Genomic DNA, 23,643 nt, shown 5'->3' on the forward strand with positions numbered 1-23,643 from the left:
AATACCCCGGCGGTCAGCCGTAGGTGGGGTGCTGTGGCCAGCCGGGCGGCGAGTCCTCCCAGTCCTCCTGTCGCCCGTAGGGTGTCAGGTCGAGGATGTTGTTGATGAAGAGGAGCCGGTCCACGCCCCGCGCGGTGGTGTTGTAGGTGCGGTAGACGTCCTGCCCGTCGCGCAGGAACACGCTGAACATGAAGCCGCCACCCGCCCCGCAGTCGTCCGCGAACGAGGTGCCGCGCGACGACACGAACGGCACCGTCCAGCCCCTCCGGGCCTTGTACGCCTCGATCTGGGCCAGCGGCATGTTGGACACGGTGACCCAGCTGACGCCGTACTCCGCCAACTGGCGCGGGCCGGCCTCGGGCAGGTTGTCGGTGAAGTTGGTGCAGCCGGGACAGTATTCGTCCGGGCCCCGGTCCATGAACTGGTAGACGGCCAGCTGGCTCCGGCCCTCGAACAGGTCGAGGAGGCTCCTCGGGCCGGCCGGGGAGTCGAACACATATTCCGTGGTGAACCTGGTCATCGGAAGGCGGCGGCGCCGCGCGGCGAGCGCGTCCAGCGCGCGGGTGGCCTCCTTCTCGGCCACCAGCAGGTCATCGCGTTCCCGTTGCCACTCCTCGGTCGAAACGATCTTCGGCATCTCCATGTGCCTATTGTCGACCCGGAGTGTGACGGAATGCCCGCACCGCTCAGCCTGTCGGGACCCAGAATCGCAGCTTGACCCCGCGCTGATCCTCCAGGACCCCGCCGTTGTGCTCGATGACCTTTCGCGAGGCGACGTTGTCCACGTCGCACGTGACCAGCGCGGAGTCGATGCCCAGCGTGCGGGCGACCGGCAGCGCCGCGCGCAGCATGGCGGTGGCGTGCCCGCGACGGCGCGCCGACGGGCGCACGTCGTACCCGATGTGCCCGCCGACCTCCAGCAGCCCCGGGGTCAGCCGGTGCCGGATCGCTATCCGCCCGAGATACTCTTCGCCGTCCACCCACCACAGGGTGGTCGACGGCACGTGCCCCGGCGGCTTCGGCGACTCCTCCAGGGCCAGGTCGCGCAGCCACCGCGTGTATGTTTCGAAGCTCTCGGCCTCCGACCAGCTGGGGGAGAAGCGCCGGATCTCCGCGCCCACCATCGAGTCGTCCTCGGCCGATCCGCGGCCCTGGGACTGGAACTCGGCCATGGCGGCCAGAAATGAGCGGTGTACCCCTGCGGTGGGTGGGCTCAGTGCGGTCACAATGTCGGTTCTACCGGCCGCCCCGCGGCGCGGTCAACCGACTTTGGCCCGGGGACGGCGACTGCGAAGGGGACGGCGACGGGAACGGCGACCGGCCGCCGGCTGATTCGCCGACGGCCGGAATCGCGCCATCCTCAGATGTGCCAGATGGATCCGCCGCTGTTGCCGGACGCCATGCCGAGCACCACGCCGAACAGCACGAGGTCGATGACCCCCAGTACCACGCCGGCAATCGACAGGCCCCTGCCGCTACCGCCGCGATTGGCGCGGCTCCACCCGATAGCTCCGAAGATGATTGCCAGCGGGCCGAGGATGATCTGCGCCAAGAAGATTCCGACAATTCCAAGTACCAGACCGGCGATACCGAAGCCATTGGCGCGGGCCGGTACGCTCGTCGGTCTCTGCACTACATTCGACATCTCGCCACCTCCCGTGGTGGTGTCACGTCTGGCCCAACGGCAAATATCTCCGCTGGGCCAGCGCGGAAACCCTCCCGCTCGATGAACTCGCGGCCCGCCGCGCGGGCAGACCGAAATCGTGGGCTCAAACCCCTGTCGCGCCACGCATCCGGCCCGTTGCGGCGCGGATCGCGCGGGCGCCGCAAACCGCTCAGCTGACGCAATCTGCTCGCCCCGTCGCCCGTCGCCCGTCGCCCGTCGCCCGTCGCCCGTCGCCTGTCGCCTGCCGCTGGTCGCTCACCGCCCAGCGGGTGAGTCCGGGCTCGCGGCGGCTTGGGTCCCCTCGGCTACGGTCCCTTTCGCGCCCGAGCAGGCTGCCGGCGCACCGGGCCGGGCTGGCGTACGTGTGGCGGGTGCGGGTGCGGGTACGGATGTGTGGCATGAGCGCACAGAACAATGAGCGACATCGGGCACGGCGCAAGGCCGAGCACCTGCTGCCGGAGGAGCCCTCGCCCGGCGATCGCGTGAGCCGGGCGGAGTCCTTCTTCATCGACCCGGAGTTCCCCACCGCGTCGCCCACCGACATCCCGGGTCCCTTGCTGGAACGCCGCACCCCGGAGGGGGAGTCGCCCTCACCCGAGCCGCCGGATCGACCGCAGTCCCGCGGGCCCGAGGGCGGATGAGCCCGGCGGGGGAGGGCTGGCTCAGTCTTCGAGGTGCAGCGACAGCACCAGTGCGGCCGACGGCGCCAATTCCCGGTCGAGCACCTTGTCGCGGGGCACGAAGACCATCGCCTTCCCCTCGCCCAGTACGACGTCCTCCTGCCGGGCGTCCGTGGCGCCGCGGAACGCATGGATGGTGACAATGTGCGGGAAGCCGTCGTCGCGGGGGCGCAGCCCGCTCCACAGTGGAGACAACTCGCCCGCCGTCAGGCCGGTCTCCTCCAGCAGCTCCCGGCGGGCGGCCTGCTCCGGCGTCTCGCCCGGCTCGATCTGGCCGCCGGGCAGGGCCCACAGGTTCGGCGAGGAGGGCGCGTACTCGTCGCGCAGCTGCATGAGCACCGCGCCCGAGGGGTCGACGAGCACCACCACCGCGACCTCATAGCTGGCCATCGGCGCAATGGTGCCACACGGCAGGTCCCGAGTGGCGCAAGCGCGCCGATGAGGACCGCTCCGGCCAGGGTGTCCGGCGAGGCCACGCACCGGCGACCGGCCGGGCCGGCGCGGCGCGGTCAGGGCTTGCGGCCGAGGGCGCAGAATTGGTAAACCTCGGGCACGGCGTCACGTTCCTCCGGGGTGACCCGCCACCGGGAGCACGAGACCGCTCCGGGTTCGAGCAGCTCCAGGCCGTGGAAGAAGCTCTCCAGATCAGCGCGGTCGCGCAGCGTTATCCGGGGCGTCGCGCTGGCGTTCCACTGCCGCACGGCGGCCTCGGACTCCTCCGGCCTGACCTCCTTGGTGGGAAACGCGATGGCCAGGTAGCTGCCCGACGGTACGGCGGCCATCAGCTCGTCGACGATCGCGCGCGCCTGCGCGTCGTCCTCGATGAAGTTCAGGATGCCCAGCAGGATGACCGCGACCGGCCGGGTGAAGTCCAGGGTGTCCTGGGCCGCCCGGAGCACCCGGTGGGTGTCGCGGGCGTCCGCGCCGAGATAGTCGGTGGCGCCCTCGGCCGTGCTGGTCAGCAGAGCGCGGGCGTGCGCCAGCACCAGCGGATCGTTGTCGGTGTAGACGACCCGGCACTCGGGCGCGGCGGCCTGCGCGACCTCGTGGGTGTTGTTGGCGGTCGGCAGGCCCGCGCCCACGTCCAGGAACTGGCGGATGCCGGCCTCGGTGACGAGGTGGCGCACGGCGCGGATGAGGAACGAGCGGTCCGCCCGGGCGGAGGCGACGATATCGGGGAGGAACTCCCGGATGGCGTCGCCGACCTCCCGGTCGGCGGCGAAGTTGTCCTCGCCGCCGAGCCAGTAGTTCCAGATCCTGGCGGTGTGCGCCACGCTCGTATCGAGCGTCGGCGGGAGTTCGGCGCTGGCCTCGGGCGTGCTGTCGGTCACGGGGGCCACCTTCTGGCTCGCGTCGGCAGTGCTGGGCCCGGCAGTTGCTGGATTCGGGAGTTGCTGGGTTCGGCAGTTGCTGGGCTCGGCAATGCTGGGACTCGGCAGTGATGCAACGTAGCCTATCGATGGCTCGGGCACCCGGCCACCCGCAACGGCGCGGCGGGCCTACGGCACGACGGTGAACTGCGCGGTCTGGCCGTGCGCCAGGTGGGGCAGGCCGTCGGGCGCGGGGATGAAGTCCACCAGCGTGTACACGCCCGGCCGCACGTTGACCAGGGACAGCTCCTGGGCCCCGTTGTCCTGGCCGATCGTGACCGCCTGGTCCTGGGTGACGCCGCCGGTGAGGATGTCCGCCCCCGTCTTGCCGGGAGGCAGGCGCAGCAGGATGGCCTCGTGCCGCTCCCGCCCGACATCGTTCAGCCGCAGGACGAGATCGCCGTGCGGAGCGCGTAGCCGGTGGCGGTCGAGGTCGAAGAAGTACTCGCCCATCCGCACGTTCAGCGTGGCGCTGGGGTGGGGGATCGGCGAGGCGAGGGCCTGGAGTCCGTCGACCTTGAGGAATCCGTCCGCCGGGTCCGGCCACCACACCAGCCGTTCGTGCGCCAGCCGGTGGCCGTAGGCCAGGTAGTGGACCTCGGTCACGAAGCTCCCATCGGCGTACGCGTCGACGGCGTCGATGCGCAGATCCGCGACGGTCAGGCCGCCGAGGATCGCGGGCACCTGGTAGTAGCTCTGCTGGCCCATGAAGCTTTCCACGAAGTACGGACTGAACAGCGTCGCGGCGTGCAGCTGGTCGCCGCCGTCCAGGCAGGCGACGTAGTTGTCGACGGCCGCCCGCAGCCGGACCAGTTCGGCGCGATCGGGCCGGTGCGGGAGTCCCGCGGGTGCGGCGGCGCTGGACGGGTCGACGACCAGCGGCGCACCCTGTGGCGGAAGCGGCGGCTCGGCGCAGGTCTGGTGGTGCGCCGGGGCGGCCGGGGCGGACGCGGCGGATGCGGGTACGGCCGACAGGCAGAGCGCCGCGCCCGTCCCCACCGCCACGGCGGCTCTCGCGACCGCCCGCCAATTCGGTCCGTGGTTCGCTGATGCGCGCACTGCTGCACCTCCAGGAACGGTGAGCTCAGGGGTAGCGAGCCTGTCCATGGACGGTACGGGCGCGGGTGCCCGACATACATCCGGGTGTATCCCTTAAGGGCCGGCGACCGCCTCCCGGGACGCGGCGCCCGTCCGGGGTGCGGTGCCTGTCCCGGGTGCGGTGCCTGTCCCGGGTGCGGTGCCGCCGCTCGCTGAGAAGCGGCGACGGTACGTGGCGGGCGGGACGCCCAGGTGCGCGACGAACGCCCGGCGCAGGCTCTCGTCGCTGCCGAAGCCGCTGCGCGCGGCGGCCGAGGTGACGGTGTGCCCGGCGTCGAGCAGGGTCTGTGCGGCCTCCAGCCGGATGCGTTCGATGTGCCGGGCCGGCGAGGTGTCCAACTCCTGCCGGAACAGCCGGGTCAGGTGCCGGACGCTGAGGCCGGCGGCGGCCGCCAGTTCGGGTACCGAGTAGTGCCCGGCCGGGTCGGCGGCCACGGTGTCCAGCAGTTCGCGCAGCGGCCGGCTGCGCGGCTTCGGCACCCGCGACGGCGCGGAGAACTGGGACTGTCCGCCCGGGCGTTGCAGAAACACCACCAGCGACCGGGCCACGTCCCGGCTGAGCCGGCCGCCGTGATCCTCCTCAACCAGCGCGAGCGCGAGGTCGATGCCCGCCGTGACGCCGGCCGAGGTGGCGATCGGCCCGTCGGTGACGAAGATGGCGTCGGGCTCCACGGTGATGGCGGGGTGGCGGCGCGCCAGCGTCTCGGCGTGCCGCCAGTGGGTGGTGGCCCGGCGTCCGTCCAGCAGTCCGGTGGCGGCGAGCAGGAACGCGCCGGTGCACACGGACACGACCCGCCGGCCCCGCGCCGCCAGCCGGGTGGCCGCCGCCACGAGCGCCGGGTCGAGGCCGGCGACGGTCAGCGCGTCGGCGCCCGGCAGCAGTACGGTGTCGGCGCCGCCCGCGTCCATCTCCGCTGACGCCTCCGCTGACGCCTCCGCCGGCGCCACCGTCTCCGCCACCGGGCCGTCGACCTCCAGGCGTACCCCGGTCGAGGTGCGCACCGGCCGGCCGTCCGGTGAGTGCAGCGACACCTCGTAGCGGGCCCCGAACCGGTTGGCCTCCGCGAAGACCTCCGCCGGCCCCGCCACGTCTAGCAGGGTGACGCCCGGAAAGGCGAGCATTGCTACGCGGTGTATGTGAACTGACTGGATTGTCATAATACGCCGGCCTTTTGTGATGTCCTGATCCGTGGACAGTGTGGCCGGAAGGACATGGTGGCGCGGCGGCGCGGGCCGGCACAGTGAGCCACGACCCACCGCCGGTGGGCGCCGCGCCAATTCGCAAGGAGAGACCCGTGACCGAGACCATCGCCGGAGTCGAGATCCCGGACAGCCGCCTGGTCGCCGAGGCGACCGAGTTGGTCCGCGAGGCGGCGTCCCCGCTGCTGTTCCACCACTCGCGCCGGGTCTTCCTGTTCGGCACGCTGGTGGGCCGGCGGCGCGGCCTGCGCGCCGATGCCGAGTTGTTGTACGTCGGCGCCATGTTTCACGACCTCGGCCTGACCGACCGGTACCGGACCAGCGGTCAGCGGTTCGAGATCGACGGTGCCGACGAGGCCCGCCGGTTCCTCGCCTCGCACGGCATCGACGAGGACTCGGCGCGCCGGGTCTGGACCGGGATCGCGCTGCACACCACGCCGGGCATCCCGCGGTTGATGGAGCCCGAGGTCGCCCTCGTCACCGCGGGGGTGGAGACCGACGTGCTGGGCATCGGGTACCACGACCTCGACCCGGGGGCGATCGAGGCCGTCACCGCCGCCCACCCCCGCCCGGACTTCAAGCGGCAGATCCTTGAGGCGTTCACCAACGGGTTCCGGGACCGCCCCGACACCACCTTCGGCACCGTCAACGCCGACGTCCTGGCGCACTTCGTGCCCGGCTTCACCCGCACCGACTTCGTCGAGGTCATCCAGTCCAACGCGTGGCCCGAGTAGGGGCGGCGACCGCCGACCGCTTGTCATTCCGTGCGAATCGCACGTACTATCTGTGCGATGCGCACGGATAATGATGACGCGAGCGACCCGGCCGGCGGCGGGCCCGCGCTGTTCCAGCTGGTCCGGTTCTGGTCGCGACGGTGGGCCACCGGGGTGCTGCCGGACGGCGGGGACGATGCCGGCCAGGTCGGTCACATCCTTCTGCTCGAAGCCATCGACGCGGCGGGCGGCGACGGCCCGGCTCAGATCGGCGCGGTCGCCGTCGAACTCGGGCTCGACCGGTCCAATGCCAGTCGCATGCTCGCCTCGGCGGTGTCGGCCGGGCTGGTGACCAAGTCGGTGTCACCGGAGGACGCGCGGCGTGCCGAGCTGGCCATCACCCCGGCCGGCCGGCGGCTGCTCGCCGTCGCACGCGACTGGCAGCAGCGCACCTTCGCGGAGTTGGTGGCGGACTGGCCGGCCCGGGACGCGCGCCGGTTCGCGTCATACCTCGTGCGCCTGGCCGCGCAACGGACTCCGGCCGCGCAACCGACAGCGGCCGCACAACCGACACCAGAGGAGACCCGATGAGCGTCGTACTCAATCACACCATCGTGCCGGCGGCCGACCGCCACCGTTCGGCCCGACTGTTCGCCGAGCTGATCGGTGTGGCGCCAGGCGCGCCGGCCGGCCCGTTCGTGCCGGTACGCGTCAACGACGACCTCACCCTCGACTTCGACGACCGGCTCGGCGGCCGGCCCGGTCACTACGCGTTCCTCGTCGACGACGCCGCCTTCGACGCGGCCCTCGATCAGGCGAAGCGGTCCGGCCTGGAGTGGGGCTCCGCGCCCCGGACGAGCGACCGGCGGATCAACCACCTCGGCGGCGGCCGGGGCGTCTACGTCCGCGACCCCGCCGGGATCGCCTACGAGTTCTTCACCGCCGTGCCGTAGTCGGTGCGCCCGGGAATGGTGGCCCCCGGCGCGGGCACGAGGTCCACCCGCACCGTCCGGCGCGTCTTGGGCATCAGCTCCATCCGCACCCGGCTGCCGTACCCGACGATGCGGTACAGCGACGGGTCGACCTGGTACAGCGGGATGTCGTCGCCGGTGCCGTCGTCGACCGCGATGGCGAACGACGTGGACTCGCTGTCCGCCTGGTATTCGACGTGCACCACCTGGCCGACGATGATCCGGTGCGGGCGCAGCCGGTCGTAGACCTCGCGGTACAGCCCGACACCCGCGCGCCACACGCCCGCGCACCACAGTAGCCAGCCGGCGGCCAGCGCGGCCGGCTCCCAGACCGAGCCCAGCCGGTCCGGCACCACCAGGTGGGTGAGCAGGTTCAGCAGCAGCAGCCACGCGCCGAGCAGGACCGCCACGCCGAGGGCGACGAAGACCATCAGCACGGGCCCGGGTGCCCGCTCGGCGCTCGAGCGCCGCAGTGCGTGGACGCGCACCGGGCGCCACTCACCGTCCCGGCTCGACCAGGCCTTGTCCCGCCGCGCGCTCACCAGCGACAGTGGACCCGGCGCGGCCCCGGCCAGGGCCACCGAGTACCCGGGCAGCCGGTCGCCCGGGGCCGGCGGGCTGGTGCGGGGCTCGGCGGACAGCCGGGCGCGCAGCGCGAGGCACTGCGCGGCGACGGCCCGGCCGTGACCCTTCGGTACCGGCCGGGACAGCGCCCTTCCCATCCAGGACAGCAGGGCCAGGCCGGCCAGCGCCGAGAAGGCGAGCCCGGTGCCCAGCTGGTCGCCGTGCCAGTCGCCGTGCCGGGCCGCGGCGGTGGCGAAGCCCACCGGCACCAGCACGGCGAGGCCGAGCAGCACGCGGGCCGCGAGCGGCGCCCGGGCGGCGACCAGCCCGCGCGCGCGGGCGTCCCGGACGACGAGGTCGGCGAACTCGGCGTGCCATCGGCGTTCATGCTCACCGGAGGGCAGGCTCAGCGCCAGCGCGGGCGCCACCCCGCTGCCGGTCACCGCCCTGGACGTGACATGCCGCAGCACGTGGCGCTCGTACCCGGTCAGCGTGCCCCGGTCGGCCGTGGGTCGCACCCAGCACTGCCCGTTGCGGTCCAGCCAGGCGGTGAGGACGCCGCGCGCCGCCAGATCCCAGAGCACCGCCGTGGCGGCGGACCGGGGCACCGAGCCGTCGGGCGGGCACAGCAGCGCGGCCACGGCCGGGTCGGCCTCGAATTCGTCGGCGGGGGCGGCCGGATCGGCCCTGACGCGTGCCCTGGTGGCCCAGTGCGCCAGCCAGAAGGCGGCGAGCCATGCGGCCAGCGAACATCCGGCGAAGATTGCGAGGGTTACCTGTGACAACATGCTGGATCACGCCCGATGTCGAACCGACCGGTCACCCATCAGGATAAGGAATTCTCGCCAGACACTTTGTCGGCCGAAGGGCCGGAATCGGTCGGGGGAGCGCCGGGGGAGCGTCAGACGAGCGTGACCACCTCGTCGACGACGGCGGAGTGGATGCCCGTCGAGGTCTCCCGCAGGTAGCGCTGGCGCAGCTCGTGTGCCCGCCGGTAGCCCTCGGTCCGCAGCGCCTCGCGCATCTGCTCCTCGGAGTCGAAGCTGATCTGCACTATCGCGTCGATCGGCGGCTCCGCCCCGTCGGTCATCACATCCGACAGGTAGTACTGGACGTACGACCGCGTCTGGGGCATCGCCTGGTAGGTCGGGCCGTAATCGTGCTTCATGAAGTGCCGGAACTCCTCGGTGGTGATTTCCGGCTTCTTACGGATAACGGTCAGCATCGTGAACATCGCTTGTCTTTCATCATTGTTCGGCCGAATTTCCGCCCGACGAGCGCGGGCGGGCCTCGCGGATCGCTCGCGGCCTGTCGAACGATCATACCTTCGCGGTCGCCCGCCCCCCAGAAGCCGCCTACGCGGTCGCCCGCCCTGTTCAGCCGCGGATCGGGCGGCGCTCGGGCAGCGGACGCAGGGTTGGCCAGCGCAGCCGAAGCTGGTCCGCCATGGCCGCGGTGAGGCGGGCGACGCCGGACAGCCGGGTGTGGTCGCGGGCCATCGCGGCCACCGTGTCGAGCCGGTGCAGCAGCCGTTGCCGCGCGGTGGCGGTGCCCCAGCGCCAGTCCTTGCGATCCACCCGGGCGAGGTGGTCGACCGCCTCACGGCGGGCACGTTCGACGAGGGCGTCGCCCCGGATGAGCCAGCCGGCGCAGGCGTCCACCGGCTCGCCCGCCGGATCGGACCCGGTGAGCGACCGCCAGGTGCGGCGGTAGGCGGACTCGGCCTCCTCCCGCAGCGGCGGCGGCGTGGCCGTGGCGCACCAGCAGGTGGGGAAGCCGATGCGCAGGTACGCCAGCTCGGTCAGGCCGTTGCCGAGGCTGGCCTGTTCGAGGTCGACGAAGCGCATCCCCCGCGCGGTGTGCAGGTCGTTGTCGGGGCAGGGGTCGCCGTGCAGCAGCGCGCCATGCCCGGCCGGGTCGAGCCGCCGGACCAGGTCCCGCAGCTCGGCCGGGGCACCGGGCGGGATCCGCACCGGCAGTCGCTCGGCCAGGCTGAGGAAGGCCCGGACGTCGGCATCGTCCGGGCCGCGCCAGGCCGGCAGCGTGCCGGCGTCCGCGACGGTGGTGGTGGCGTGCAGCCGGGCCAGGGTCTCGGCGTAGCCGAGCAGCCAGTCGTCGGGGGGAGTGGCAGCGGCCAGATACTCCAGGACCAGTACCCGGTCGGTGGGCACGGTGGCCAGCAGCGCCGGTACCACGGCGGGGCGGGCCCGGGCGGCCAGCCGCAGGGCGGCGGCCTCCCGCGCGAACCGGTGTCCGGCGTCGGGCCCGCCGACGATCTGCTTGACGATGGCCGGGTCACCGTCGAACTCGACCAGCCAGACCCGTGAGCGCGGGCTGCTGGCCAGCCCACGGATCGGCCTGGGACTGCCCAGCCGGGCCGCGAGCTCCGGCCGGATCGGCGGTTGCCGGCGCCACCACCCGAGCCCGCGCGCGACGGCGACCACTGGTCCGCCTCCCCACTCGCGAGCGTCGACCCGACAGCGGCAACGGGACCAGCCCGGCCCCGGACGTCACGTCACATCCACATTCGCCTCCGCGTCGCCGTCGACGATGTTACTGCGCTGGCCCGCCGGTGAGCAGGACGCCGCGCAGCGGGGCGGCCAGCGAACGCGCGTACACGTCGGTCAGGTGCTCGGTGTCCCACCGCACCGCGGTCGTACCGACGAACGACGGGCAGAGTCCGGCGCCGTCGCAGAACCATGTCCGAGTGTCCACATAGGACGTGCCGGTGGACCGGGCGACGGATCGCTCGGCCGAGGCGAGGGTGACCCACTCGTTGCTGATCGGCCGCACGCAGTCGGCGGGGATGCCGCCGGCGTTGTCGCAGTCGGTCAGCGCACCGGCCTTCGGCGGCGGTGCCAGCGTGACGACGTGGCGGCCGGCACCGGGGCCCAACCGCGCGATGGTGTCGCGCAGGGCCACCTCGTACTGCGTGGTGGCGTCGGTGCCGGTGGCGCCGCTGGCGAGCCGGCCGAGCGTGTCCTCGGTCTCGGACAGCACGACGAGCCGCGGGTGCAGCGCGGCCGCCTCGGCGACGGCCCAGGCGTGGTGGGCGTCGCAGTCGTCGTCGTGCCGGCCATTGGTGTCGTACACAGACACGTCGGCGGCGGGGCAGCTCTCCAGCGTGAGGCCGACGACCCGCCAGTCCGACCGGTGCGGCTCGGCGCGGCTGGCCCCCGATGACCCGGAACGGCCGCCGTTCAGCGCCGCTTCGATGCCGGGCAGCCAGCTCATCGCCATCGAGTCGCCCATCACCACGGCGACCGGGGCGTCGTCGGCGGTGCTGCCGAACGTGCACCCCGCCACCTCGCTCGGGCCGGGCACCGAGCAGCCGCCCCAGTGGACGCGGGCGGTGCCCTGCTGGTCCAGCCCCGGGGTCACCGCCGGGAAGCCGGTAGCGGACAGGGACGCGTCGATCGCCGAGGTGAGCGACGCCGGTGCCGGCGCGAGATCCTCAGCCGGCAGGGGAAGCAGGCGTGAGGCCCGGGTGGCCGGCAGGCCCGGCGTGGTGCGCGGCGGTACCAGCGCGCCGAGCACCGCCACGCAGCACAGGCACGCCGCGGCGGCGATGGCCGGCCGGCGTACCCCGGCGAGCCGGAACCGCCAGCCGCCCGGATGGCGGGCGCGTCGGGAGCCCAACCGGCGGCAGGGAGCCTCCACCAGGTGGTACGACGCGACGGACAGCCCCAGCATCGCCAGCACCGCTATCGGGTACCGGTACTCCGGGGCGTCCGGGATGAGCACCGCGGTGACCACGACCACCGGCCAGTGCCACAGGTACAGCGAGTACGAGACGCGGCCCAGGTACCGGGCGACCGGATTGGTCAGCGGCGCACCCCATCGGCCGAGCGGGCCGGCCGCCCCGGCGGCCAGCAGCACGGCGGCGGACCCGACCGCGAGCGCCGCCCACGGTGCCGGGAACCCCGGGCCGGCCGGGGTGACGAACCCGCTGGCCGCCACCCCGGCCAGGCCGAGCAGCCAGAGCGGCCCGCGGGCGCGACCCAGCCGGGTGGCGAGGCGGCGCACCGGCCCGATGGCGACCGCCAGCGCGGCGCCGGCACCCAGCTCCCAGGCCCGTGCCGGCGACGAGAAGTAGGCGGCCGTGGCGGCGTCGCGGGTGTGCACGACGGAGTACGCGAACGACGCCGCGCCGGCGAGCGCGACGACCACCAGCAGCAGGGCCCTCGCCCGGGGCGCGGTCAACCGCCGGGCCACCAGCGAGAGCACCACGAGGATGACCACCGGCCAGACGAGATAGAACTGCTCCTCGACGGCCAGCGACCAGAAGTGCTGCACCGGCGACGGTGCGCGATCGGCCTGGAAGTAGTCGGCCCCGATGCGGGCGAAATGGACGTTGGCCGCGAAGGCGAGCGCCCACCGGACATCGTCGACCGTCTGCGCGATCCGGGCACCCCGGAAGACCACGTGCGCGGTCACCGTGACGGCGGCCAGCACGGCCAGCGCCCCCGGCAGGATGCGCCGCACCCGCCGCGCGTAGAACCCCCGGAAGGACAGGCGGCCCCGCTGCTCGGTCTCCCGCACCAGCAGCCCGGTGATCAGGAACCCGGAGATGACGAAGAAGACGTCGACGCCGATGAACCCGCCGGACGGGTACCCGGTGAGGTGGTACAGCACGACCAGAAGCACCGCGACGGCGCGCAGCCCCTCGATGTCGGCCCGGAAGCCCGTGGTGTGCGTGGTGGTCTGACCGTCATCGGGTCGGATGGGCTGGCCGACCGGGGGCGGGACGGTCTGGCCGTCGGCGGGCCGCCGGGGCCGGGGCACGGCGGCGGCTCGGTCGGCCATCACGCGGCGTGGCTCTCCGGCGACCGGGCGGGAGCGGGGCGCGAGGTTGTGAGGCACAGTCGCGGACTCCAGCGATCGGATGGACGCTACTTCGATCAGTGGCCGAAGCTACCGCGCGTGCGTGCCGCGCGCGACTCGAGCGTCCGTGCCGCGCGACGCGAGCGTCCGTGCCGTGCGACGCGAGCGTCCGTGCCGCGGGCGACGCGAGTGTCGTGCGCCGGGTGCGCGGATCGAGCGTTTGGCGCCCTGGGCGCGAGTCGAGCAATCTCGCGCGGGGCGCGAATTACGTGCAGTGGGCGGGCGAGCCGGGTTCGGCACCAACGGGGGAGGGAAGTGATATTTTGACGGCTTACGTTCGGTTAGCCGGAGCGAACGCCACATCAGACGGGGAGCCGATCAACGAGGAGGGCACGGTGCGGATTCTCGACGAGGTGTCGCGCACGCTCAACGAGTACCTGCTGGTTCCGAACCTGACCACGGCCGACTGCACCCCGGACAACATCGATCTGGGCGCTCCGCTGGTGCGCCACCACGCCGGCGAAGAGCCCGCGATCCGGGTCGCCACCCCGCTGACCAGCGCGATCATGGGTGCGGTCTCGTCGCCGCGGCTGGCGATCGCGCTGGCGCAGTGCGGCGGCCTGACCTTCATCCACCAGAACCAGCCGGTCGACGCGCAGGCGGGCATGGTCGCCGCGGTCAAGCGGCACAAGGCCGGCTTCCGGTTCTCCGACACGAACATCAAGCCCTCCGCGACGCTCGGCGAGCTGGCGGCCCTGCTGCAGACGGCGGAGCGGGACGTGGCGGTGGTGACCGACGACGGCAGCGCCCATGGGGTGTTCGTCGGGCTCATCTCGACCGACGACTTCCATCCGCAGCGGCACGACCTCAACGACTCGGTGGGCTCACGGATGCGTCCGGCCCAGCGGCTGGTCACCGCCGCGCCGACCGTGTCGCTGCCCGAGGCGAACACCCTCATCTGGGACCACCGGCTGGACGTGCTCCCGGTGGTGGGCGAGGACGGGCGGCTGCAGTCGATCGTCCTGCGCCGCGACTACGAACTGCACAAGCGGTTCCGCAACGAGACCATCGACGAGGAGAAGCGGTTCCGGGTCGGGGCCGGAGTCAACACCCACGACTACCGGGAACGCATCCCGGCACTGGTCGAGGCCGGTGCCGACCTGCTGTGCATCGACTCCTCCGACGGGTACTCGGTGTGGCAGCGGGACACCCTGCGGTACGTGCGCGAGACGTACGGGGACGGCGTCCGGATCGGTGCCGGCAACGTGGTCGACGGCCGGGCGTTCCGGTACCTCGCGGACGCCGGCGCCGACTTCGTGAAGGTCGGCATCGGGGGCGGCTCGATCTGCATCACCCGCGACCAGAAGGGCATCGGCCGGGGCCAGGCGTCCGCGCTCATCGACGTGGTGGCCGCCCGCCACGCGTACCTGCGCGAGACCGGCGTCTACGTGCCCCTGTGCTGCGACGGCGGGCTGCTCAGCGACTACCACATGGCGATCGCGTTCGCGCTGGGTGCCGACTTCGTCATGCTGGGCCGGTATTTCGCCCGGTTCGACGAGAGCCCGTCCGCCCTGGTGCGCGTCGGCGGCCAGTTCTTCAAGGAGTACTGGGGCGAGGGCTCCAACCGGGCCCGCAACGTCACCCGGTACGAGCACGGCGGCGGCGACCGGTTGGCCTTCGAGGAGGGCGTGGACGGCTACGTGCCCTACGCGGGCAGCCTCTACGACAACGTGGCGCTGACGATCGCGAAGCTCAAGGCCACGATGATCAGCTGTGGCTCGACCGACCTGCGTGCCTTCCACGAGAACGCCGTGCTGGTGCCCGTGTCGCAGCAGAGCTACCTGCAGAACACGGCCGAGATCCAACTGCGCGACCGGGTCAGCGACGCCAGCCACTGACCCGGTCGGAAAGCCCCGATCCCGCCCTCGCCGTCACGAATCTGCACAGTGGTGGTGTGCGGTGCGCCGTGCCCCATAACTCGTGCGCGGTACGGGGCTGCGATGTGTGGTTGAGGGAATCGAACCCTCGCGCTGCCCTCCACGCACCCAGAGGTACCGGTTTCGCCGCCGGTCCCAACGGCTTGTGCACGCCTCCGTGACGGTTACCCGCTCCCGCGCTTCGGCCACTCCTAATCCCGCAGGTCGGCCTCCCAGTTGACGCGCTGGATCTGCACATCGAGGTCGCGAAGCTCGCGCGCCACGCCATCGGCCTGCCGGCGCAGCTGCGCCACGGACAGCGCGGACAGCATCTTCAGCTCCGAACGAAGCTGACGCGCGTTGGAGCGGTCGCGCCCGGCCGAGTCGGCCGCCGCGGTCAGCACCGAATGCCGCAACCGCAGCACGTCCCGCCGGGCGAGCGCCTCGGTGAGCGTCATGGTGCCGAGGGCGACGGTGGAGTTGGTGCGGTTGATCCGGGCGATCAGCACCTCCAGCCGGTCGAGGACCTGACCGACCTCGATGAGCAGCTGCGCGGCGTCCTCGGCGGGCGCCTCACCCTCCTGGTACCGCGCGTTGCTCACGATCCGGGAGCGCAGCTGTTCCACGCGGCGCATCGCGTCGGCGCGCTCCGCGAGCGCTTCCGCGAGCTTCATGACCGGCCCCTCTCGTTCCCAGAGCCACCGACGATAATCGATCTCGATAGGCCGCGTAACCCGTTATCCGGCCCCGATTCCACGGATCGGGACGGCGCCCCCGGCCGCCTTTCGGACCGGCCGCCGTCGCACCGAGCCCCGCACCCGAGCCATCGCCCGAGCCGTCGTCTGAGCTATCGCCCGAGCCGTCGCCCGAGCCGTCGCGGGCGACGATCCGCCGGGTTATCGTGAGAGCCCGACGACCGCCCCGTACCCGATTGGACGCGCATGACCGGACAGCCCGTGCGGCGGCTGGGAATCATGTTGTTTCCCGGCGTGGAGGAGCTGGACGCGATCGGCCCCTGGGAGGTGTTGTCCTACTGGACCCGGGAGTTCCCCGAGGACGGCTGGGAAACCTTCTGCTTCTCGGCCGATGGCGCGCCGGTGACGTGTGCGAAGGGGCTCACCGTCGTACCGCACCACGCGACGGCCGACATGCCCCCGCTCGATGCCCTGCTGCACCCGGGCGGCCAGGGCACCCGGCCGCTGCTGGCCGACGACGGGCATCTCGACTGGCTGCGCGGCCTGCGCCGCACGGTACCGCTGATGACCAGCGTGTGCACCGGGTCGCTGGTCCTCGCGGCGGCCGGCCTGCTGGCCGGGCGCCCGGCCACCACGCACTGGGGCTCGCTCGACCGGCTCGCGCAGCTCGACCCCACCATCGAGGTGCGGCCCGACGACCGGTTCGTCGACGACGGCGACGTGGTCACCTCGGCGGGCGTCTCGGCCGGCATCGATCTGGCCGTGCACCTGGTCGGCCGCCTGGCCACGCCGGAGCGGGCGCGGCAGGTGAGCCGGGGCATCCAGTACGAACCCCGGTAGGCGCCGGGCGCCCGGCGGTTCGTGAGCCAGCACGCCGGCGCCGGGCGACTGTGCCGTCAGTGGGGCGGAATCACGGAGCGCAGCTGGCGCAGGATGCGGGCGAGCGCGGCCTGGTCCCGCTCGTCCAGACAGCCGAAGACGCGTTCGGTCTCGGCCTGGCGGGCCTCCCGGATGGCGTTGCCCGTCGCCGTACCCGCCTCGGTGAGCGCGACCAGCGTGGCGCGCCGGTCGTGCGCGTCCGGCCGGCGCTCGGCCAGCCCGCGACTTTGAAGATCGTCGACCACCTCGGTGGCCGACCGGGGCGCGATGCGCAGGTGTTCGGCCAGGTCGGACAGGCGCATGGCACCGTGGTGCAGGAGCACCCCGAGGGCGCGCGACTGGGAGGGCGTGATGTCCCAGGGCGTCAACGTGTGCCGGGCCTGGTGGCGCAGCGCGCGGGCCACGTTCCAGAACGCCTCGGGCAGGCTCTCGTCCGCGTCGGCCGATTTCACGGAAATACGGTAGCACTCAACCATGTTGTACCCTCATAGTGAGGTAACCTCAGTAAATGTCGTCGATTACCTGATGAGAGGGCCAATTGGCATCTGACGCTCGCCAGCACGCAACTGACGCCCGCCCGCACGGCCGCGGCGGCCGCTCCTCGCGCACCGTGACCGCCGCCGAGAAGGCCGAGGCGAAGTCGGTCTCCCTGCGCCGCATCGGGCGCCTGTTCGCCCCGTACCGCGGCCAGCTCGCGGTGGTCATCCTGATCATCGTGGCGTCGTCCATCGTCTCGATGGCCTCGCCGTTCCTGCTCCGCGGCGTGATCGACCACGCGCTGCCCGGCCGCGACGTCCGGCTGCTGGTCTGGTTGGTCATCGGCATGGTCGCCGTGGCCGCCGTGACCTCCGCGCTCGGCGTGATCCAGACCTGGATCTCGACCAGGGTCGGCCAGCAGGTCATGCACGTGCTGCGCACCTCGGTCTTCGGTCACCTGCACCGGCAGTCGATCGCCTTCTTCACCCGCACCCGCACCGGCGAGGTGCAGTCCCGCATCACCAACGACATCGGCGGCATGGAGTCCGTGGTCACCTCGACGGCCACGTCGATCGCCGCCAACCTGACCACCGCGGTCGCCACCGCCGTGGCGATGGTCGCGCTGTCCTGGCGGCTGTCCCTGGTCTCGCTCGTGGTGCTGCCGCCGTCGATCTACCTGAGCCGCAAGGTCGCGCGGCTGCGGCGGGAGATCACCGCCGCCCGCCAGCGCGAGCTCGCCGACCTCAACGTGACCATCGAGGAGGGACTGTCGATCAGCGGCGTCCAGCTCAGCAAGGCCATGGGCACCGGCGCGTCGCTCATCTCCCGGTTCACCGCCTCCTCCGCCCGGCTGATCGACCTGGAGCTGCGCTCGGAGCTGGCCGGGCGTTGGCGGATGGCCTCGATGAGCATCATCTTCGCGGCGATCCCCGCCGTCATCTACCTGGCCGCCGGGCTGCCGGTCACCGCCGGCACGATGACCATCGGCACCCTGGTCGCGTTCACCGCGCTGCAGTCCGGGCTGTTCCGGCCGCTGATGGGCCTGCTGTCCGTCGGCGTCTCGCTGACCAGTTCGCTCGCCCTGTTCGCGCGGATCTTCGAGTACCTCGACCTGCCGATCGAGGTGGACGACCCCGCCAACCCGGTCGACGTCGACCCGGCGGCGGTCAGCGGGCACCTGCGCATCGACGGTGTGACCTTCCGCTACGCCGGCAGCGACCGGGACGCGCTGTCCGACGTCACGCTCGACGTGCCCGCCGGGACCACGCTGGCACTGGTCGGCGAGACCGGCTCGGGCAAGAGCACGCTGGCCGCGCTCGTCGCCCGGTTCTACGATCCGGACGCCGGCCGGGTGACCATCGACGGCATCGACGTGCGTGACCTGCGCCTGACCGACCTCGCCGCGATCGTCGGCGTGGTCAGCCAGGAGACGTACCTGCTGCACACGACCGTCCGGGAGAACCTGCGGTACGTGCGGCCGGCCGCGACCGACGCCGAGATCGAGGACGCGGCCCGGGCGGCGCAGATCCATGACCTGATCGTCGGGCTTCCCGACGGGTACGACACGGTCGTCGGTTCTCGGGGCCACCGGTTCTCGGGTGGGGAGAAGCAGCGCATCGCCATCGCCCGCACCCTCCTGCGCAACCCGCGCGTCCTGGTGCTGGACGAGGCCACGAGCGCGCTGGACACCAAGACCGAACGCGCCGTGCAGGAGGCCTTCGACGCGCTCGCCGAGGGGCGCACCACGATCACCATCGCGCACCGCCTGTCCACGGTCCGCAACGCCGACCAGATCGCGGTGCTCGACCACGGCCGCGTGGTCGAGACCGGCACGCACACCAGCCTCGTCAACGACAACGGCCGTTACGCGACGCTCGCCGCGTAACGGCCTCGCACCGCGCGACTGTCGTTGGCCGGCGACTGTCGTTGGCGGGCGGCTGTTGTTGGCGGGCGGCTGTTGTTGGCGGGCGGCTGTTGTTGGCGGGCGGCTGTTGTTGGCGCGCGGCTGTTGTTGGCGGGGTAACGGCCTCGGCCCGGTGACGGCCGTGCCGCCCAGGGGCGACGAGTCGAGCGGCCTGAATCAGGCGATGGGCAGCGCGCCGCCGGTCTGCCACTGCGTCCACGGAACGTTCCAGTCGCCGTAGCCGGCGCCCATCGTCATGGCCGGTCCGTTCGCGTTCGGGTAGTTGAAGACGTCGCCGATCTGAAAGGTGTTGTAGAGCTTCTTGGCGTCGTCGGGCAGCAGGTTGGTGCAGCCGTTGGAGGTGCTGCGGTGGCCGATGTTTCCCACATTCCACGGGGCCGAGTGCAGGTACTCGCCGCCGTAGGTCAGCCGCTGGGTGTACTGGACATGCGGGTCGTAATATCCCGGTCCGCTCATCGGGATGTCGAGCCCCTTCTCCATGATGACCTTGATGCCACTGGAGGTCGGTGTGTTGGCTGCGCCCAGGCTGACGGGGAACGTACCGAATTGCGCGCCATCGGCCGTGACCGTCATGGTCAGGGCGTTGGCGTCGATGTTTCCGACATAGGCGACGCCGGTCGACATGTCGAGTGTCAGGCTGTCGTCGAACACCAGCCCCTCGCCGGCGGACAGCCCCTTGACCGGCAGGTCCATGTGGATCTGCGCATGAGCCGGCCAGTAGGTCTGCGGCCGCCAGTGCGCCTCCAGTGCGGCGCCCGCGTGGGCGGTCTCCTCGAAGTACCAGTTGCCCTGGGCGGGCGCGCCGTTGACGGTGACCTTGGTCACCTCATTAAATTTCTTCACGTCGGTGGGCTTGACGTTGAAGAACGCGATGAGCGGCATGCCGACCCCGCGCACATCGCCGTCGCTGTTGAGCAGCGACACGTGCACCGGTGCCCCGCTGGGAGTCGGAGACGAGGACGGGCTGGGGGACCCCGGACGTGCTGACGAACTGGCCGGCGGGGGCATCCACACACTGCTCGCGGAGCTGCCGCCGGTCCTGCCGGCGCAGGCCCCCAGGGTCGAGGCAAGCGCGGCGCCACCGAGAAGAAAGAACGAACGCCTGGTAGTGCCGTGACTCATGGGGGCAACGGTACAACCTGGATGGGCGCTGGGGGTCGCCTTGCCGTCGCTTGCGCGGTTCGGTCGACGATAGACCTGACCCACCGCGAGACGTTGTCGGTGACCGGATTGCGGTTCGGAGAATATTCAGCGAACGCGAGAGGCTGTTCCGCGACCGGCTCGCGTTTCTGCCTGGCGGTGGGACGCGTCGCCGACCGGTGGTCGTGTTTGATGGTCGTGCTGTCGGCCGGTGGTGGTGCTGTCGGCCGGTGGTAGTGCTGCGAGCGGCGCCACATTGTCGGCCATCGCTCGGCCGTGTTAGCGTGCGGGCATGTCCGTGTTGGTTCGTTGCTATTGGCGCTTTACCTGGGCTCCGGGCGGAGCCGGTAGTCAGGCGCACTGACCGACCAACCACCCGGAGCCAGCTGGGCAGAGACGCTCGAGTCTCTGCCCTTCGTCATGCGGCGGGCCGACTCCGGGTAGCGCGAAGATGCGCGGGCAGGGGCGTCCGCCCGAGAGAGACGGGAAGATCATGAGCCCAGCCGAGTCCCCCGATCCGGCGTCAACGAATGACCTGCGCATCACCGGCTTTCAACCACTGATCCCACCCGGCGAGCTGCGTGCCGCCCTGCCGCTGGACGTCGAGAGTGCCCGGCTGGTCCGGGAGAGCCGGCAGGCCGTGCGCGGTGTGCTCAGCGGCGAGGACGACCGGCTGCTGCTGGTTGTCGGGCCGTGTTCGGTGCATGACCCGGTCGCCGCGCACGAGTACGCGCAGCGGCTGTCCGAGGCGATCGCGCCGCTGCGCGACGACCTGTGCGTGGTCATGCGGGTGTACTTCGAGAAGCCGCGTACCAAGCTGGGTTGGAAGGGGCTCATCAACGACCCGGACATGGACGGCACCCACGACGTGCAGCGCGGGCTGCGGATGGCCCGTACCGTGCTGCTGGACGTGCTCGCCACCGGGCTGCCGGTGGCGTGCGAGTTCCTGGAGCCGACCAGCCCGCAGTACATCGCGGACACGGTGACCTGGGGTGCCATCGGCGCGCGTACGCCGGAGAGCCAGGTGCACCGGCAGCTGGCCTCGGGCCTGTCCATGCCGGTGGGCTTCAAGAACGCCACGGACGGGGACGTGCAGCCCGCCATCGACGGGTGCTACACAGCGGCGGGCAGCCACGTGTTCTTCGGCATCGACGACGAGGGTCGGGGCTCGATCGTGTCGACCGCCGGCAACCCGGACTGCCACATCGTGCTGCGTGGCGGCCGTGGCGGCCCGAACTACCGCAGCGAGGACGTGCGCGACGCGCTCGGCCTGCTGGACAAGGCGGAGATGCCGCGGCGCCTGGTCATCGACGCCAGCCACGACAACAGCGGCAAGGACCACATCCGCCAGGCGGCGGTGGTGCGCGAGATCGCGGAGCAGGTCGCGCGCGGCGAGTCGGGGATCGCCGGGCTGATGATGGAGAGCTTCCTGGCGGAGGGCCGGCAGCAGCCGGGTCCCCGGGAGACGCTCACCTACGGGCAGAGCGTGACCGACGCGTGCATCGGCTGGCCGGAGACCGAGCGGCTGCTGGGCGAGTTGGCCGCCGCCGTGCGCAGCCGGCGCGAGGCGGTGCGCACCGCCGCCTGACGGCGGCATAGCACGGCACCGCCGCCTGACGGCGGCATAGCACGGCACCGCCGCCTGACGGCGGCATAGCACGGCACCGCCGCCTGACGGCGGCATAGCGCGGCACCGCCGCCTGACGGCGTGAGAGCGCCGACTGGCGGCGTACGAGACGGGTACGGTCTACGGGACCGTACCCGTCCGCGTCTCCGGGGCACCATCAATGGGCCACCATCAACGGGCACCGTCAACGGGGCACCGGTAACGGCTCACCACAAACGGGGCATCCCGTCTGACTTTTCTGAAGCAAGAGATTGCCAAGGCCGGGGGACGGGGTCTTCGTCGACCCGGGCCCCGAGGCGTTCGGAGCACGCGGGATCGCGCCGCCTCGGATACGTTGCCTTCCTCTTCGCCTCGGCCCTCTTCGCCTCGGCCTTCTTCGTCCTCGGCCTGTTTGTCTTCGGCCCTCTCGTCCTCGGCATGACCGTGACTGTCGGGATGGTCGTGCGCCGCCAGGTTGCTCCGGCGGCGGGACCCAATGCGCGTCCGTGGGCCGAGCCGCGTGATCACCTCTTGCCAGGGGGCGGCGGGGTGGCTACCGTACATCGGACGTCCCACGTGGGATGTCCGGTTTCTTGGATCAGAGGGGCCATCGTCCGGCCTCGCTTCCGTGCGCGTCCGATGGATCCGAAGGAGACTTCATGCGATTGACCTCGGCGAGACCGCGGATCGTGGGTGGCGCCATCGCCGCCGCGGCGGTCCTGGCGGGAGGCTGCCTGCTCGCCGCGCCCGATGGCCCGGCGACGGCCGCGCCGGCGAAGGCCGCCAAGTGCACCTCGTCGGTGCCGTTCGTCTCGGGTACGGCGGGCTACTTCAGCTTCCGGATTCCGGCCGTGGTGAGCACCAAGAAGGGCACCCTGGTCGCGTTCGCGGAGGGCCGGATCGGTTCGTCCGCCGACTCCGGCAACATCGACGTGGTCTCGAAGCGGTCCACCGACGGCGGTTGCACGTGGGGTCCGCTGTCCGTGGTGGCGGATGCGGGCCCGGACACCGCCGGTAACCCCGCTCCGGTGGTGGACCCGGCGACCGGCAACATCGTGCTGGTCACCTGCTACAACGCGGGGAACGTGACGGCCGCGCAGATCCAGGCCGGTCAGGTGACCGCGGACCAGTCCCGGCGGGTGTTCGTGCAGACCAGCACGGACGACGGCGTGACCTTCTCCGCCCGCCGGGAAATCACCTCCGAGGTGAAGCTGCCGAACTGGCGCTGGTACGCCACCGGCCCGGGGCACGCCACCGTGCTGACCCAGGGCCCGCACAAGGGACGGTTGGTCGTGCCGGCCAACAACTCGGTTGCCCAGCCGGCGGGTTCGACCGACACCGGCGCTGAGGACAAATACTTCGGCGGCAACGACCTGTACAGCGACGACCACGGCGTGACGTGGCACATCGGGTACACCGACGTCACCACGGAGGGGTTCAGCAACCCGAACGAGAGCACCCTGACGCAGTTGACGGACGGGCGGGTGTACGTCAACAGCCGGGACCAGAACGGTACCGGTGCGGGCAACCGGCTGGACGGCTACTCGACCGACGGCGGCGCGACTCTGGTCAGCCCGCTGCACCCGCAGGACACCATCACCACCCCGGTGGTCGAGGGCAGCGTGCTGCAGGTGACCGGCCCGAACTCGGTGCTGCTCTACTCGGGTCCGGCCGACCCGACCCTGCGTGCGGTGATGGGGATCCGGTCGAGCACCAACGCCGGGGTGACCTGGTCGGCCCCGTACGACCTGACCGGCCTGCCGGCCGCGTACTCCGACCTGGTCCAGTTGGACAACAACACGGTCGGGGACCTGTACGAGACCGGTGAGACCAGCGCCAACGCGAACATCACGTTCACCCGGGTACCGGTGAAGGCCATCGTCGGCACACGCTGACCCGCTCGTGGTGTGCCGGGCGGCG

Annotated in this window: 23 protein-coding genes; 9 read left to right on the top strand and 14 right to left on the bottom strand. The window is 71.9% G+C overall.

The window, feature by feature from the left end:
• Nucleotides 1-13: 13 nt before the first annotated feature.
• From ABEA87_RS22110 to ABEA87_RS22120, 3 genes are all read right to left on the bottom strand, one after another.
• Nucleotides 14-643, bottom strand: a complete 630-nt coding sequence (locus tag ABEA87_RS22110; protein WP_345632390.1) for a DUF899 domain-containing protein — start codon at nucleotides 641-643, stop codon at nucleotides 14-16.
• Nucleotides 644-686: 43 nt separating this feature from the next.
• Nucleotides 687-1,226: a GNAT family N-acetyltransferase gene (locus tag ABEA87_RS22115; protein WP_345632392.1), complete on the bottom strand. Its 540-nt coding sequence runs from the start codon at nucleotides 1,224-1,226 to the stop codon at nucleotides 687-689.
• A gap of 134 nt (nucleotides 1,227-1,360) precedes the next feature.
• Nucleotides 1,361-1,645 carry a DUF4190 domain-containing protein gene (locus ABEA87_RS22120; protein WP_345632394.1) on the bottom strand — a complete coding sequence of 95 codons (285 nt, stop codon included), beginning with the start codon at nucleotides 1,643-1,645 and terminating at the stop codon, nucleotides 1,361-1,363.
• Nucleotides 1,646-2,064: 419 nt separating this feature from the next.
• Here ABEA87_RS22120 and ABEA87_RS22125 point away from each other — a divergent pair, with 419 nt between their 5' ends.
• On the top strand, nucleotides 2,065-2,307 hold the full coding sequence (locus ABEA87_RS22125) for a hypothetical protein (protein WP_345632396.1): 243 nt from the start codon (nucleotides 2,065-2,067) through the stop codon (nucleotides 2,305-2,307).
• Between the two features lie 21 nt (nucleotides 2,308-2,328).
• Here the strand turns inward: ABEA87_RS22125 and ABEA87_RS22130 are convergent, their stop codons facing one another.
• The 4 genes from ABEA87_RS22130 to ABEA87_RS22145 all read right to left on the bottom strand — a co-directional run bounded on the left by ABEA87_RS22130 (nucleotide 2,329) and on the right by ABEA87_RS22145 (nucleotide 5,936).
• Complete coding sequence (locus ABEA87_RS22130; protein ID WP_345632398.1) at nucleotides 2,329-2,736, bottom strand: NUDIX hydrolase; 408 nt, start codon at nucleotides 2,734-2,736, stop codon at nucleotides 2,329-2,331.
• Nucleotides 2,737-2,855: 119 nt separating this feature from the next.
• Nucleotides 2,856-3,677 (bottom strand): SAM-dependent methyltransferase, encoded by an 822-nt coding sequence (locus tag ABEA87_RS22135; protein ID WP_345632400.1) that lies wholly within the window; start codon nucleotides 3,675-3,677, stop codon nucleotides 2,856-2,858.
• 168 nt (nucleotides 3,678-3,845) lie between these two features.
• Nucleotides 3,846-4,721 (bottom strand): hypothetical protein, encoded by an 876-nt coding sequence (locus ABEA87_RS22140; protein ID WP_345632402.1) that lies wholly within the window; start codon nucleotides 4,719-4,721, stop codon nucleotides 3,846-3,848.
• Between the two features lie 147 nt (nucleotides 4,722-4,868).
• On the bottom strand, nucleotides 4,869-5,936 hold the full coding sequence (locus ABEA87_RS22145) for a GlxA family transcriptional regulator (RefSeq protein ID WP_345632404.1): 1,068 nt from the start codon (nucleotides 5,934-5,936) through the stop codon (nucleotides 4,869-4,871).
• A gap of 173 nt (nucleotides 5,937-6,109) precedes the next feature.
• Between ABEA87_RS22145 and ABEA87_RS22150 the strand changes: the two genes are divergently transcribed.
• Genes ABEA87_RS22150 through ABEA87_RS22160 form a run of 3 tightly spaced genes read left to right on the top strand, consistent with a single transcriptional unit; the run spans nucleotide 6,110 to nucleotide 7,680 of the window.
• Complete coding sequence (locus ABEA87_RS22150; protein ID WP_345632406.1) at nucleotides 6,110-6,748, top strand: HD domain-containing protein; 639 nt, start codon at nucleotides 6,110-6,112, stop codon at nucleotides 6,746-6,748.
• Between the two features lie 57 nt (nucleotides 6,749-6,805).
• On the top strand, nucleotides 6,806-7,318 hold the full coding sequence (locus ABEA87_RS22155) for a MarR family winged helix-turn-helix transcriptional regulator (RefSeq protein WP_345632408.1): 513 nt from the start codon (nucleotides 6,806-6,808) through the stop codon (nucleotides 7,316-7,318).
• Complete coding sequence (locus ABEA87_RS22160) at nucleotides 7,315-7,680, top strand: VOC family protein (RefSeq protein WP_345632410.1); 366 nt, start codon at nucleotides 7,315-7,317, stop codon at nucleotides 7,678-7,680. Before ABEA87_RS22155 ends, ABEA87_RS22160 begins: the two co-directional genes overlap by 4 nt.
• Here the strand turns inward: ABEA87_RS22160 and ABEA87_RS22165 are convergent.
• The 4 genes from ABEA87_RS22165 to ABEA87_RS22180 form a co-directional block, all read right to left on the bottom strand.
• A complete protein-coding gene (locus ABEA87_RS22165; protein WP_345632412.1) occupies nucleotides 7,653-9,050 on the bottom strand; it encodes a DUF2207 domain-containing protein in 1,398 nt (465 codons plus the stop codon). The two genes, ABEA87_RS22160 and ABEA87_RS22165, sit on opposite strands and share 28 nt — an antisense overlap.
• Before the next feature lie 113 nt (nucleotides 9,051-9,163).
• Nucleotides 9,164-9,496 (bottom strand): EthD domain-containing protein, encoded by a 333-nt coding sequence (locus tag ABEA87_RS22170; protein WP_345632414.1) that lies wholly within the window; start codon nucleotides 9,494-9,496, stop codon nucleotides 9,164-9,166.
• A gap of 142 nt (nucleotides 9,497-9,638) precedes the next feature.
• On the bottom strand, nucleotides 9,639-10,706 hold the full coding sequence (locus ABEA87_RS22175) for a protein kinase family protein (protein WP_345632416.1): 1,068 nt from the start codon (nucleotides 10,704-10,706) through the stop codon (nucleotides 9,639-9,641).
• Nucleotides 10,707-10,815: 109 nt separating this feature from the next.
• Complete coding sequence (locus ABEA87_RS22180) at nucleotides 10,816-13,068, bottom strand: acyltransferase family protein (RefSeq protein WP_345632551.1); 2,253 nt, start codon at nucleotides 13,066-13,068, stop codon at nucleotides 10,816-10,818.
• 413 nt (nucleotides 13,069-13,481) lie between these two features.
• Between ABEA87_RS22180 and ABEA87_RS22185 the strand changes: the two genes are divergently transcribed.
• On the top strand, nucleotides 13,482-14,984 hold the full coding sequence (locus tag ABEA87_RS22185; protein ID WP_345632418.1) for an IMP dehydrogenase: 1,503 nt from the start codon (nucleotides 13,482-13,484) through the stop codon (nucleotides 14,982-14,984).
• Nucleotides 14,985-15,214: 230 nt separating this feature from the next.
• Here ABEA87_RS22185 and ABEA87_RS22190 read toward each other — a convergent pair whose 3' ends face one another.
• The gene (locus ABEA87_RS22190) at nucleotides 15,215-15,676 is read right to left on the bottom strand and encodes a DIP1984 family protein (protein ID WP_345632419.1); all 462 of its coding nucleotides are present in this window, start codon (nucleotides 15,674-15,676) and stop codon (nucleotides 15,215-15,217) included.
• Between the two features lie 267 nt (nucleotides 15,677-15,943).
• Between ABEA87_RS22190 and ABEA87_RS22195 the strand changes: the two genes are divergently transcribed.
• The gene (locus tag ABEA87_RS22195) at nucleotides 15,944-16,537 is read left to right on the top strand and encodes a DJ-1/PfpI family protein (protein WP_345632420.1); all 594 of its coding nucleotides are present in this window, start codon (nucleotides 15,944-15,946) and stop codon (nucleotides 16,535-16,537) included.
• A 56-nt stretch (nucleotides 16,538-16,593) separates the two neighbouring features.
• Here ABEA87_RS22195 and ABEA87_RS22200 read toward each other — a convergent pair whose 3' ends face one another.
• A complete protein-coding gene (locus ABEA87_RS22200) occupies nucleotides 16,594-17,028 on the bottom strand; it encodes a MarR family winged helix-turn-helix transcriptional regulator (RefSeq protein WP_345632422.1) in 435 nt (144 codons plus the stop codon).
• A gap of 158 nt (nucleotides 17,029-17,186) precedes the next feature.
• Between ABEA87_RS22200 and ABEA87_RS22205 the strand changes: the two genes are divergently transcribed.
• Entirely contained in the window at nucleotides 17,187-18,938 is a 1,752-nt protein-coding gene (locus ABEA87_RS22205) for an ABC transporter ATP-binding protein (protein WP_345632424.1), read from the top strand.
• A gap of 195 nt (nucleotides 18,939-19,133) precedes the next feature.
• Here the strand turns inward: ABEA87_RS22205 and ABEA87_RS22210 are convergent, their stop codons facing one another.
• Nucleotides 19,134-20,099, bottom strand: coding sequence for a L,D-transpeptidase (locus ABEA87_RS22210; RefSeq protein ID WP_345632426.1), 966 nt, complete (start codon nucleotides 20,097-20,099; stop codon nucleotides 19,134-19,136).
• 511 nt (nucleotides 20,100-20,610) lie between these two features.
• On the opposite strand from ABEA87_RS22210, the gene ABEA87_RS22215 reads away from it, so the two are divergent.
• Both ABEA87_RS22215 and ABEA87_RS22220 read left to right on the top strand, forming a co-directional pair.
• Nucleotides 20,611-21,705 carry a 3-deoxy-7-phosphoheptulonate synthase gene (locus ABEA87_RS22215; RefSeq protein ID WP_345632428.1) on the top strand — a complete coding sequence of 365 codons (1,095 nt, stop codon included), beginning with the start codon at nucleotides 20,611-20,613 and terminating at the stop codon, nucleotides 21,703-21,705.
• Nucleotides 21,706-22,382: 677 nt separating this feature from the next.
• On the top strand, nucleotides 22,383-23,618 hold the full coding sequence (locus tag ABEA87_RS22220) for a sialidase family protein (RefSeq protein WP_345632430.1): 1,236 nt from the start codon (nucleotides 22,383-22,385) through the stop codon (nucleotides 23,616-23,618).
• Nucleotides 23,619-23,643 lie beyond the last annotated feature (25 nt).

This window comes from Rugosimonospora acidiphila, assembly GCF_039543385.1.
In the GTDB taxonomy this organism is placed as follows: Bacteria; Actinomycetota; Actinomycetes; order Mycobacteriales; family Micromonosporaceae; genus Rugosimonospora; species Rugosimonospora acidiphila.